Source organism: Devosia sp. (genome assembly GCF_041917035.1).
In the GTDB taxonomy this organism is placed as follows: domain Bacteria; phylum Pseudomonadota; class Alphaproteobacteria; order Rhizobiales; family Devosiaceae; genus Devosia_A.
This window is the reverse complement of sequence record NZ_JAYRYM010000118.1, coordinates 1-11795: the sequence shown is the minus strand read 5'-3', so window position 1 is coordinate 11795 and position 11795 is coordinate 1. Positions and strand designations below refer to the sequence as shown.

Below are 11795 nucleotides of genomic sequence, written 5' to 3'. Positions count from 1 at the left end.
GACGAGATGACCCAGCACAACGCGGCGCTGGTCGAACAGACCAATGCGGCGATCGAGCAGACCGAGTCCCAGGCGGCAGAGCTCGACCGGATCGTCGAAGTGTTCAGGATCGCCGACGGCGAGGTCCCCGGCGGACGCCCGGTGGAGGCGCCGCGCGGCATCAGGGGATTGCAGCAGAAGGTCAAGACCGCGGCCCGCTCGTATCTGAGCGGCGGCAACGCGGCGATCGACAGGGACTGGTCCGAGTTCTAGCCGCAAGTCCGGCGGCGGCGACAGGGGAGCATGCCTATGTCCTCGAACGCGAGACGTCTCCTCGCGGCGCTTGGAGCGGCGCTGCTGCCGATCGTGGCGGGTCTCGTCCTGCTTTGGCAGACCGATATCGAGGCCGAGCGCTGGCGGGGCGAGGCGACCGGCCTGAGCTATGCGGGGCTGGTGCTGCCCGAACTGGTCGGGCTTGCCCGTGACGGCAACCTGCCGGAGGCGATCGACCCCAGCCTGGGCGAGGTTGCCGGAATAGCGGCACCGCGCCTCGGCACCGGCGCCCTGCAGGCCGCGTATGAGTCGCTCAGGTCGGAACTGGCGAGCGGCGCCTTTCCGGCGGCGGCGCGGCACGCGGCCGCGGCCCTGGTCGAACGCATCCACGCGGCATCCGGTCTGGCCTCGGAGTGGTCGGACAACCCGGCGGCGAGGTCGCTGGTCGACGTGCCACAGGCGGCCAATGCCGCGCCGCTGGTGCCGGCCCTGCTCGGGGCCTCGCGTTATGCCGCAAGCGTGTCGCCGACCGAGGCTGGCCGCGTCGGGTCCGCGCTGGACGATTTCCGCCGGGCAGCGGCGGTGGAAGGGCTGCCGGCATGGGCCGAGCAGGCCCGCTATGCACAGGCGGTGCAGGACTTTGCCGCGGCAGTCGAAACCGCGATCGCCGCACTCGGCGATCCAGTTCGCCGGGCCGACATCGACTGGGGTGGCCTCGACGCGCTGCATGACGGCTTCCAGACTGCGGCGCTCGAACTGGGCAGGTCGGCCGAAGCCAGGATGCGCCAGGTGCTGGAGGGGCAGGTCGGCGGGGCAGGCTTCAGGATGCTGGTCGGCTCGGGCGTGGCCGCCATCCTGGCCCTCGGGCTGGGGATCTGGGTCCACCGCAGCCTCGGCCCGCGCCGGCCTGCCGCCCGCAAGGACCGCAAGCGTGACGAATTCGAGCCCGGTCGGCGCCAAGTTGACGTGGACTTAACCGAAAGCGGTTCAGCATCCGGGAAATTGATAAGATTGCGGAGTTGGGCTTTCATCATGCGTTTACGATCCCTGTCCCTCAAGGTGGCATTGCTGAGCATAGGCTCGCTGGCGGTCATCTTCGCCATTGGCATGTTCCTGCTGGTCGGCCGTGTCAGCGACACGATCGGCGCGCAGACGCGGGCTTTCCAGGCCGAGACCACCGAGTCGATTTCCCGCCAGGTCATGCAGTACCTGGACGCCGCGGAGGGTGCGGCCGAGGGCCTGGTCACCTCGCTCGAGGCGATGCGCGGCAGCGGCGTCACGGACCGGGCGGTCTACGACGCGGTGATCCGGCGCTTCCTTGAGGAGAACCCCGACCTGCTCGGCACCTGGTCCGGCTGGGAGCCCAACGCGCTCGACGGCAACGATGCGGCCCATGCCAACGCAGCGGGCCATGATGCCAGCGGCCGCTACGTGCCCTACTGGAACCGTGGCGGCGGCCAGATCGCGGTGGAGCCGCTGATCGACTACGACAAGGAAGGGCCGGGCGACTACTACCAGTTGCCCAAGAAGCTGGGTCGCGCCGTCGCCATCGAGCCATACATGTACGCGATCGGCGGCAAGGACGTGCTCATCATGTCCTTCGGCCTGCCGATCACCGTCGATGGCAAGTATGTCGGCACCGGCGGCGTGGATGTCTCGCTGGCCGAGCTCAACGCCCGCCTGTCGACGCTGAAGCCCTTCGAGACCGGACATGTCGAGTTGATCAGCTCGAGTGGCATCGTTGTGGCCAGCCCGCATGCGGCGCATGTCGGCAAGCCGCTCGATGCCGGCGATCCGATCCAGGCGGTCGTCGGCAAGGCCCTGGCCGGAGAGCTTGCCGAACTGGACGCACTCAGCGAGACCGGCGTTGCCGAGCGCAGCATTGCCGTCCCGTTCAATGTCGGCGGCACCGAGGATCGGTGGGTCATCGTCTCTTCGGTGCCCGTCGCGACCCTCGAGGCCGCGGTCGCGGAAGGCCGCTGGACGGTTGCCGTGACGTCGGTGCTGTGTGTGCTTCTCGCCGGTGCGGTGCTGTTCGCGTTGATCCGCCTGATGGTGGGCCGTCCGCTGGGCCGCCTCGGCGCCACTGTCGACACCATGGCAGGGGGCAACTACGAGGTCGCGATCGAGGGGACCAGCCGCGTCGACGAGATCGGCAAGCTGGCCCGCGCGCTCGAGGTCTTCCGCGACAACGGCAAGAAGGTCGCCGCGATGACCGATGCGGAGGCGGCGCGGATCGTCGCCGATCAGCAGGCGCGGTCGGCGATGATGCATGAGCTGCAGCAGGCCTTCGGCCAGGTCGTCGACTCGGCCGTCGCGGGCGATTTCGGCAAGCGGGTCGAGACGGAGTTCCCCGACCCTGAACTGAATGCCATCGCGACATCGATCAACAACCTGGTGGCCACGGTGGATCGCGGCCTGGGCGAGACCGGTCAGGTGCTGGCCGCGCTGGCCGAAACGGATCTGACGCAGCGCGTGCAGGGAGACTACGAGGGGGCGTTCGCCCGACTCAAGACCGACACCAACCGGGTGGCGGACAAGCTGGGCGAGATCGTCGGCCAGCTCAAGGAGACGTCGCGCTCGCTGAAGACGGCGACGTCCGAAATCCTGTCGGGGGCAAACGACCTCAGCGAACGCACCACCAAGCAGGCGGCGACGATCGAGGAGACGTCGGCGGCGATGGAGCAGCTGGCCCAGACGGTGCTGCACAATGCCGAGCGAGCCAAGCAGGCGAGCCAGGTCGCAGGCACGGTGACGCGCACGGCCGAGGAAGGCGGGGCGGTGATGACCGACGCCAACGAGGCCATGGAGCGGATCTCGAACTCCTCGTCCAAGATCTCCAACATCATCGGCCTGATCGACGACATCGCCTTCCAGACCAACCTGCTCGCCCTCAATGCGTCGGTCGAGGCGGCACGGGCCGGCGATGCCGGCAAGGGCTTCGCCGTGGTAGCGGTCGAAGTCCGCCGTCTCGCCCAGTCGGCGGCCAGCGCCTCGAGCGAGGTCAAGGTGCTGATCGAGCAGAGCGGGGTCGAGGTCAAGACCGGCTCCAGGCTGGTGGCCGACGCGGCGGCGCGGCTGACCGCCATGGTCGAGTCGGCGCGCTCCTCGAGCGGGCTGATGGACGGCATCGCCAAGGAAAGCCGGGAGCAGGCCTCCTCGATCGAGGAAGTCAACACGGCGGTGCGGCAACTCGACGAGGCCACCCAGCACAATGCGGCGCTGGTCGAGGAGATCAACGCCGCCATCGAGCAGACCGAAGCACAGGCGAGCGAACTCGATCGCATCGTCGACATCTTCAATACCAGTGCGACCGCTCCCGCCCGGACGCCGGCGGCGCAGGCGCCGCGCGGCGGCATCAGAGCGTTGCAGGACAAGGTCAAGACCGCGGCACGGTCCTATCTCAGCCGCGGCAATGCCGCTGTCGACCGGGACTGGTCGGAATTCTGACCGTGCGCAAAGAACCCTGACACTCGATGTCAGGTAAGCCATGCGAGAACCCTCTCAGCGACCAGCAGAGAGGGTTCTTCAGCATGTCGACCAGGGTTCAGCAGAGCATCGAGATCGTCACGTTCCGGCTTGCCGGGGGGAGCGCGGACGCGTTCGTCGCGGCAAACGCGTTGGTCAACGAGTGGCTGCGACAACAGCCCGGCTTCGTCTGGCGGCAACTGGCCGAACAGCAGGACGGCAGCTTCGTTGATGTGGTGCTGTGGCAATCGCACGATGCGGCGCTGGCGGCCGGCGCCAAAATGATGGAGGAAATGGCGCAGAGCCCGGCCATGACCATGATCGACCCGGCCGGCCTGGAGATGAAGCATGCCCGCATCCGCGTCTCGGTCGGCTGAATTGGTCGCCGACCTCGTCACCTTGCTCCGGCCGCTGCCCGAGCCAGTCGCGGAACTGGCCAGCCGGCTGGCGCTGCTGCTGCTCGCCATGCGCCCGGACCTCGAGGCCAAGGCGCGGCTCGGCTGGGGCTCGGTCAACTACCGGCACCCGAGGGCAGGCTTCATCTGCGCCGTGTTCCCGATGCAGGACCACGTTTCCCTGGTGTTCGAACATGGCCGTCAGCTCAGCTCTCCCCTGCTCGAGGGGGACGGCAAGCAGGTGCGGTTCATCCGCCTCGTTCCGGGCGCTCCGATCCCCGAGGACGACCTCGCCATCCTCATCGCCGAGGCCATTGCGCTGAAAGCGTGAGCCGTGTGAAAGGTGGGGCCATGCGGGGAGGGCTGCAATGGCACGCATCGGTCTGGTTGCGCATGACGACAGGAAGGACGAACTGGTCGCCTGGGCCTTGCGCAACCGTGACACGCTCGCTCGGCACGAATTGTGGGGTACCGGCACCTCGGGCGGCCGGGTAGAGGAGGGCACCGGCCTCACGGTGGCGCGATTGCTCAGCGGGCCGCTCGGCGGCGACGCGCAACTGGGCGCTATGATCGCCGAGGGACGGCTCGACGCCCTGGTGTTCTTTCAGGATCCGCTGACGGCGATGCCGCACGATGTCGACATCAAGTCTCTCACCCGGCTCGCGACGCTCTACGACATCCTGTTTGCGCCCAATCGCCGGACCGCCGATGCCATCCTTGCGGCGATCTGACCATATGGTCAAAACCGCGCCGAGGCGCTAGAAGCCGCGCCGGCTGGCGGCTGTTTGGTTGACCCTCACCCGTGCATGTGCGCAGATGGCCGGAAAATGACGGCTGCTGGCCGACGGAAGAACACGATTTACGAGGACGGGGGCGGGGTGTCCTTCGACGCAGTCATCGACGTCAGGAACGTCAGCAAACGCTTTGGCGGGCTCCAGGCCGTCAGGAACTGCTCCCTCAGTGTGGAGCGCGGGTCGATCACCGGGCTGATCGGCCCGAACGGGGCCGGCAAATCGACCCTGTTCAACCTCGTTGCGGGCAATATCGCGCCGGACAGCGGACGGATTGTCTTCGACGGCCATGACGTCACCGGGCTCAGGCCGCACCAGCTGTTTCACCGCGGCATGCTGCGCACCTTCCAGATCGCGCACGAGTTCTCCAACATGACGGCGCTCGAGAACCTGATGATGGTTCCGCCCGGGCAACCGGGGGAAAGCCTCGTCAGGACCTGGTTCGCCCCCCGGGCGGTGCGGACGGCTGAGCACGCGGTTCGCCAGAAGGCCCTCGATGTCATCGAGTTCCTCAAGCTGTCCCACGTGAAGCACGAACTCGCTGGTAACCTGTCGGGCGGCCAGAAGAAGCTGCTCGAACTCGGGCGCACCATGATGGTGGACGCCAAGGTCGTTCTGCTCGACGAGGTGGCGGCCGGCGTCAACCGTACGCTGCTGCAGGACCTCGCCGCCAATATCGAGCGGATGAACCGGGAACTGGGCTACACCTTCTTCGTCATCGAGCACGACATGGACCTGATCGGCCGGCTGTGCGACCCGGTGATCGTCATGGCACAGGGTGAAAAGATCGCCGAGGGGCCGATGAGCGAGATCCGCGCCAACCCGGAGATCGTCGAGGCCTATTTCGGCGCTCCGGTGGAGGCGGCGTGATGGGCCTGCTCGAGATCACCGACCTCGTCGGCGGCTATGGCGGGGCGCCGATCCTCAACGGGGTCAACCTCGCCATCGAGCAGTCGGATATCGGCGTCATCGTCGGGCCGAACGGGGCGGGAAAATCGACGACGCTGAAGGCCATTTTCGGCCTGGTGAAGGTCACCGGGGGTGCGATCCGCTTCGGCGGCGAGGAAATCCAGAACGCGCTGCCGGATCGACTGGTGCCCAGGGGGCTGAGCTTCGTACCGCAGGAGAAGAACGTCTTCACCTCGATGAGCGTCGAGGAGAACCTCGAGATGGGGGCGTTCACGCGGCGCGACGATTTCAGCGGCACGCTGAACTGGGTCTACGAGATGTTCCCGGTGCTGCGCGAGAAGCGGCGGCAGCCGGCGGGCGAACTGTCGGGCGGCCAGCGGCAGATGGTGGCGATGGGGCGGGCGCTGATGAGTCAGCCCAAGCTGCTGCTGCTCGACGAGCCGTCGGCCGGGCTCTCGCCCCGCTATGTGCTCGAGATCTTCGAGCAGATCGTCAAGGTCAACAAGGCCGGCGTCGCCATCCTGATGGTGGAGCAGAACGCCCGACAGGCGCTGGCCTTCGCCTCGCGCGGGTTCGTCCTCGCCACCGGAAGGAATCGCTTCACCGGCACGGGTCGGGAACTCATCGCCGACCCCGAGGTCGCCAAGAGTTTCCTCGGGGGCTGATGCGATGAACGAACTGATCTTCTTTTTCAACAACGTCGTCGTCGCCGGCATCGTCCTGGGCTCGATCTATGCGGTCGGTGCCATCGGCGTGACGCTGATCTTCGGCATCCTGCGCTTTGCGCATTTCGCGCATGGCGACATGATGACGATGGGTGCCTTCATCGCCTTCCTCCTCGCCATGGGTGCGACGGCGCTCGGCATCACCACGCCGCTGGTGCCCACCGGATTCCTGGTGCTCCCGATCGCGATGATCCTTGCCGCGGTGCTGGCGCTCGGGCTCGACAAGGGGTTCTACGCGCCGTTGCGCAAGCGCGGGGCGCGGCCGGTGACGCTGCTGATCGCCTCGATCGGCGTGACGCTGATCATCCAGGGCCTGATCCGACTGTTCTTCGGCTCGGGCACCTGGAGCTTTTTCGAGGTCGAGACCAAGCAGCTGATCCGCATCCCGGTGCCGATCGAGGGGGTGACGCGAACCATCAACTTCACCCAGCCGCAACTGCTGATGGTGGCGTGCACTGCGATTGCGGTTCTGGCCCTGCATCTGTTTCTCACCCGTTCGCGGCTGGGCAAGGCGATGCGCGCCATGGCCGACAATGCCGATCTGGCACAGGTCTCGGGCATCAATACCAAGCTGGTGGTGCGCGTCACCTGGGTGATCGCGGGGTCGCTTGCCGCGATGGCCGGGACCATGCTGGCGCTCGATGTGTCGCTGAAGCCCGATCTCGCCTTCAACATCGTCCTGCCGATCTTTGCGGCCGCGATCGTGGGTGGGCTGGGGCAGTCCTACGGGGCGATCGCCGGCGGGTTCCTGATCGGCTTCGCCGAGACTCTGTCGATCTTCAACTGGTCGGTCCTGCTTCGCCCGGTGGCCGGCGCCATCCCGTTCGAGGTGCCGGCGACGATGGCGATCGTGCCCACCGAGTACAAGCTGACCGTGGCCTTCGTCATTCTGGTCGTGGTGCTGCTCTGGCGACCGACGGGCATCTTCAAGGGGGCCTCGTCATGACGCTGCAGCGCACCCTGACCCTGTTCGCCGGCCTGTTCGTGCTGTTCACGGTGATCGGGCTGTTCCTCGGCTCGGCCAATATCTCGCTGCTGCTGGTGCAGAGCTTCGCCTATGCGCTGATCGCGTTGGGCCTCAACATCCAGTGGGGGTATGGCGGGCTGTTCAACTTCGGCATCATGGGCATGCTGATGCTGGGTGGAGCGGCAGTCACCTTCGTGTCGTTCCCGGTCAATGCCGCGTTCTGGGGCTCGGACGGACCGTGGCTGCTAGGTCGGGCTCTGCTCGCCTTCGGCGGCGGGTTTGCCCTCGTCTGGGGCGCGCGGCACGTCGACCGGATCGGGGTGCGCGGCGGCTGGAAGACGGCGCTGACGGTGGTGGCCTGGATCCTTGCCTACATCCTCTATCGGAGCCAGATCGATCCTGCCGCTGCCTATATCGAGAAGGAAGGCGGCGGCTGGATCGGCGGACTCGGACTGCACCCGGTGCTGGGCTGGGCGTTCGGCGGCGTGCTGGCGGCCGGCGTTGCCTTCATCGTCGGCAAGATCTGCCTCGGGCTGCGGACCGACTACCTCGCCATCGCCACCATCGGCATTTCGGAGATCATCCGGGCGCTGCTCAAGAACATGGACTGGCTGACCCGCGGGACGCTGACCGTGTCGCCGGTCCCCTGGCCGACGCCGATTCCGCAGGACCTGCAGACGCAAGGCGTCAGCATCGCGGATTCCTTCGTCTATGCCCGTCTGGGTTTCCTCGGGCTCGCCGTCGTCATCCTCGCCGTCGCGTTCTATTTCGTGCAGCGCGCCTATGGCGGACCCTGGGGTCGGATGATGCGGGCCATCCGCGACAATCACATCGCCGCAGCCTCGATGGGCAAGAACGTCACGCGCCGGCAACTCGAGATCTTCATCCTCGGTTCGGTGCTGATGGGGATCGGCGGCGCCATGCTGGTGAGTTTCCAGCAAATCTACGATCCGGGGGCGTACCAGCCGATCAACCACACGTTTCTCATCTGGGTGATGGTGATCGTCGGCGGCGCCGGCAACAACTGGGGGGCGGTGTTCGGCGCGCTGCTGATCTACATCACCTGGATGGTGTCGGACCCGGTGGCGCAGTGGCTGTTCAATGCCATTTCCGGCTGGTCGACAGATATGGGCTGGGGGGCGATTCCCGAGATTCAGTCCCGCGCCAGCCAGATGCGTGTGTTCGTCCTCGGCGTGGTCATCACCATAGCGCTGCGCTACGCACCGCGCGGGCTGATCCCGGAAGTGGTGAAACGGGAAGCCTAGGCAGCTAGGCAATCGAAGCGAGCAGCGCCCGCGCTGCCCGCTGCAGATCCCGCTCGATATTGGGCCGGAAGGCGGCGAACTCCTCCCGCGCCAAGACGCGCGCCGCGGCAGGGGAGGGGCGGGCACTCGGCCACATGCCGGCCACCAGCGTTCCGATCATCGAGATCGCCCACAGGCAATCGGCGACGCTTGCTTGCGGCAGCTTCTGCTGCAGCGCCCCGGCGAGGCGGGCGGTCAGCGTCCCCATGGTGCGCTTAGTGCGCACAATGGTCTCTTCGGACACATTGGATTCGAGCACGCCGGCCAGGATCGCGGTCAGCTGACCCAACCGCGGCCGGGTGCTGAACTCGCGTGCGATGATGTCGGCAAGGGCCACCGCATCGCCCTCCGTCGCGGCCTCGAACCGTGCGCAGAAGACCGGCACCATCCGGTCCATCTCGCTGAGGAACAGCTCGAGCAGCACCTGCTCGCGGCTCTCGAAATAGCGGTAGACGTTGGACTTGGTGAAGCCGGCCCTGGCGGCGATGGCGTTCAGCCCCGCGCCCATCGGACCTTCGGCGTCGAACAGCTCGGCCGCCGCCGCGAGCAGGGTCTCGCGACGAGCCTCGATCTCCTCGGGCTTGCGCGCCCGCTGGAAGCTCGGAATCTCGTTCATGCCATCCAGTCTACGCCGCCATGGCCCGCTCCGGGAAGCGCACGCCGGCCAGTTCTTCAGACGCGTCCCACAGCCGCCGCGAGACCGCGAGATCGACCGACCGGCGTGGCAGCGACGCCTCGCCGACCTCGCCGCGCAGCTCGAAGACGCCCTGCGGTCCGTAGTAGCCGCCGGGCTTTGCTGCCGGATCGGTCGCCGCGAACAGTGTCGGCAGCGCGCCCTGCGGCACCGGCTGAAACAGGAAGCCCAGGTGGCGCCAGGCGAATCCGCCGGCACTCGAAGCGCCCATGCCGTTGTTGATCAGGTTGGTGTGCGACACGCCCGGATGCGCCGCTATGCTGGCGATCCCCCAGCCGTTCGCGTCGCTCCGCCGCTGCAGTTCGAAGCCGAACATCAGGCAGGCGAGCTTGGTCTGGCTGTAGCTGGCCAGCGGGCTGTAGCTGCGCTCGGCCTGCAGGTTGTCGAAGTCGATCCTGCCTCGTCGCGCCGCCAGACTGGCCAGCGGCACCACGCGCCCGCGCGCCGCCGAAAGCAGTGGCAACAGCCGCGCCGTCAGGGCGAAATGGCCGAGATAGTTGGTCTCGAACTGCAGCTCGAGGCCGTCGCGCGTCACCTCGCGGGCAGGGGGCGCCATCACGCCGGCATTGTTGACGAGGATGTCGAGCGCCCGGTGCCGCGCCGCATACGCATCGGCGAAGGCCTTCACATCGCCGAGCCCGGAGAGATCGAGGTTCTCGTAGGAGGCCCTCGCCCCCGGCACCTCGGCCTTGATCCGCTCAAGCGCGTCGGCGCCCTTGGCCCGATTTCGCCCGGTGAGCACCACCTCGGCCCCGGCTCGCGCCAGCTCCAGTGCCGTCTCGTACCCCAACCCGCCGGTCGCCCCGGTCACGACCGCCAGCTTCCCCGCCTGGGATGGGATATCCTTCGTCGACCAGCTCATCTGCCTGCCTTGTAAGAGAACGATGGTCTCCAAATAAGAGAACACTGGTCTTCTGTCAAGGCGGGCAAACAGAAAGGCCCGGGATCGCTCCCGGGCCTCCGACTTCAGGTATGTGGCGAAGCTTACTTCACCGGGCCCTTCTCGACGAACTTTCCGTCTTCGACAGCGAGCTCGACGATGATGCCGTCGACGTCGCCGGCGGCGTCGAAGTCGGCGGGGCCGCCGGCGCCTTCATAGTCGATGTCGGTGCCGGCCTTGATCAGCTCGAGCGCCTTGGCCCACTCGCCGGGCAGGATCTTCTCGCCCGGCGCCGAGGCCACTTCGCGCAGCGCGGCCGAGAGGCCTTCGCGCTTGGCCGAACCGTTCTTCTCGACGGCGAGGGCGAGCAGGAACGCAGCGTCATAGGCCTGCGGCGCGTAGGTCGCGGCAGGGTCCTGGCCGGCGTCGGTGGCGAGCTTCTTGTAGATCTCGGCCGAGTCGCCGACATAGGCGCCGGCGCGGGTGGCGATGATCTTGCCGTTGACCGCATCGGCGGGCAGGCCGGCCACCAGGTCGTCACCGACCATGCCGTCGCCGCCGACGAACGCGGTGAACTCGCCACCCTCGATCGCCTGCTGCAGGATGGTCTTGCCCGAGCCCGAGGCGTAGGCGAGGATCACGAGGTTCTGCGAGCCGCCCGAGGACAGCTGGCCGAGTTCGGCGCGGTAGTCGGCCTTGCCGTCCTCGTGCGCGACATTGGCGGTGACGTTGCCGCCGCCGGCCGTGTACTGCGCGACGAAGACGTCGGCGAGACCCTTGCCGTAGTCATTGTTGACGTAGGTGACGGCCACGTCCTTGATGCCCTTCTGCAGCAGCAGGTCGGCAAGCTTGACACCCTGGAAGGCGTCGGACGGAGTGGTGCGGTAGACGAGGTCGTTGTCCTCGAGCGTGGTGAGCGCCGGGGCCGAAGCCGACGGCGAGATCTGCACGACGCCGCCCGGGATGCCGGCCGCGGTGGCCGCGCCGATGGTGGCGCCGGTACAGAAGGCGCCGACCATGGCGGTCACCTGGTCGGTGTTGACCAGCTTGTCGGCGGCCGGGCCGGCGACCGATGGGTCGCAGGCGGAGTCGCCGGTGACGGAGACGATCTTGCCGCCGCCCAGAATGCCGCCCTGGGCATTGACGTGGTCGAAGGCGAGTTGCGCGCCGGCGACGATCGGCGGCGCCAGGCTTTCGATCGGGCCGGTGACGTCGCCAAGGATGCCCAGCTTGACGTCTTCGGCGAGCGCCGGAACGGCGAGGCCGAGCACCATGGCGCCGATGGCTAGCCCGAGGATGGAGTGAGTTCTGTTCATGATGTCCCTCAATCGTGTTGCCGCCCGGTGGCGCCGTTCTCTAGGGCGGCGCCTGCTGGCCGGACAACAGTGGATGGGGGCACGATCCGTGCCC

The 11795-nt window shown here is 67.4% G+C and carries 11 protein-coding genes and 1 pseudogene; 9 read left to right on the top strand and 3 right to left on the bottom strand.

Annotation, left to right across the window (positions count from 1 at the left end; genetic code table 11):
• From ACE3TU_RS12960 to ACE3TU_RS12920, 9 genes and pseudogenes are all read left to right on the top strand, one after another.
• Positions 1–252: pseudogene (locus ACE3TU_RS12960) on the top strand (methyl-accepting chemotaxis protein); the annotation flags it as partial.
• Between the two features lie 36 nt (positions 253–288).
• Positions 289–3702 (top strand): methyl-accepting chemotaxis protein, encoded by a 3414-nt coding sequence (locus ACE3TU_RS12955; RefSeq protein ID WP_374624794.1) that lies wholly within the window; start codon positions 289–291, stop codon positions 3700–3702.
• Between the two features lie 83 nt (positions 3703–3785).
• Entirely contained in the window at positions 3786–4097 is a 312-nt protein-coding gene (locus ACE3TU_RS12950) for an antibiotic biosynthesis monooxygenase (protein ID WP_374624792.1), read from the top strand.
• Positions 4069–4446, top strand: a complete 378-nt coding sequence (locus ACE3TU_RS12945) for a DUF1801 domain-containing protein (RefSeq protein ID WP_374624790.1) — start codon at positions 4069–4071, stop codon at positions 4444–4446. The genes ACE3TU_RS12950 and ACE3TU_RS12945 overlap by 29 nt, the downstream gene beginning before the upstream one ends.
• 37 nt (positions 4447–4483) lie before the next feature.
• Complete coding sequence (locus tag ACE3TU_RS12940) at positions 4484–4846, top strand: methylglyoxal synthase (protein ID WP_374624788.1); 363 nt, start codon at positions 4484–4486, stop codon at positions 4844–4846.
• A 147-nt stretch (positions 4847–4993) separates the two neighbouring features.
• Positions 4994–5776, top strand: a complete 783-nt coding sequence (locus tag ACE3TU_RS12935; RefSeq protein ID WP_374624787.1) for an ABC transporter ATP-binding protein — start codon at positions 4994–4996, stop codon at positions 5774–5776.
• Positions 5776–6480 carry an ABC transporter ATP-binding protein gene (locus tag ACE3TU_RS12930; RefSeq protein WP_374624785.1) on the top strand — a complete coding sequence of 235 codons (705 nt, stop codon included), beginning with the start codon at positions 5776–5778 and terminating at the stop codon, positions 6478–6480. Before ACE3TU_RS12935 ends, ACE3TU_RS12930 begins: the two co-directional genes overlap by 1 nt.
• 4 nt (positions 6481–6484) lie before the next feature.
• The gene (locus ACE3TU_RS12925; RefSeq protein ID WP_374624783.1) at positions 6485–7486 is read left to right on the top strand and encodes a branched-chain amino acid ABC transporter permease; all 1002 of its coding nucleotides are present in this window, start codon (positions 6485–6487) and stop codon (positions 7484–7486) included.
• Entirely contained in the window at positions 7483–8772 is a 1290-nt protein-coding gene (locus tag ACE3TU_RS12920) for a branched-chain amino acid ABC transporter permease (protein ID WP_374624781.1), read from the top strand. Before ACE3TU_RS12925 ends, ACE3TU_RS12920 begins: the two co-directional genes overlap by 4 nt.
• A 4-nt stretch (positions 8773–8776) precedes the next feature.
• Here ACE3TU_RS12920 and ACE3TU_RS12915 read toward each other — a convergent pair whose 3' ends face one another.
• From ACE3TU_RS12915 to ACE3TU_RS12905, 3 genes are all read right to left on the bottom strand, one after another.
• Positions 8777–9427 carry a TetR family transcriptional regulator gene (locus ACE3TU_RS12915; protein WP_374624779.1) on the bottom strand — a complete coding sequence of 217 codons (651 nt, stop codon included), beginning with the start codon at positions 9425–9427 and terminating at the stop codon, positions 8777–8779.
• Between the two features lie 10 nt (positions 9428–9437).
• Positions 9438–10367, bottom strand: coding sequence for an SDR family oxidoreductase (locus ACE3TU_RS12910; protein WP_374624777.1), 930 nt, complete (start codon positions 10365–10367; stop codon positions 9438–9440).
• A 122-nt stretch (positions 10368–10489) separates the two neighbouring features.
• A complete protein-coding gene (locus ACE3TU_RS12905) occupies positions 10490–11701 on the bottom strand; it encodes an ABC transporter substrate-binding protein (RefSeq protein ID WP_374624775.1) in 1212 nt (403 codons plus the stop codon).
• Positions 11702–11795: the final 94 nt, after the last annotated feature.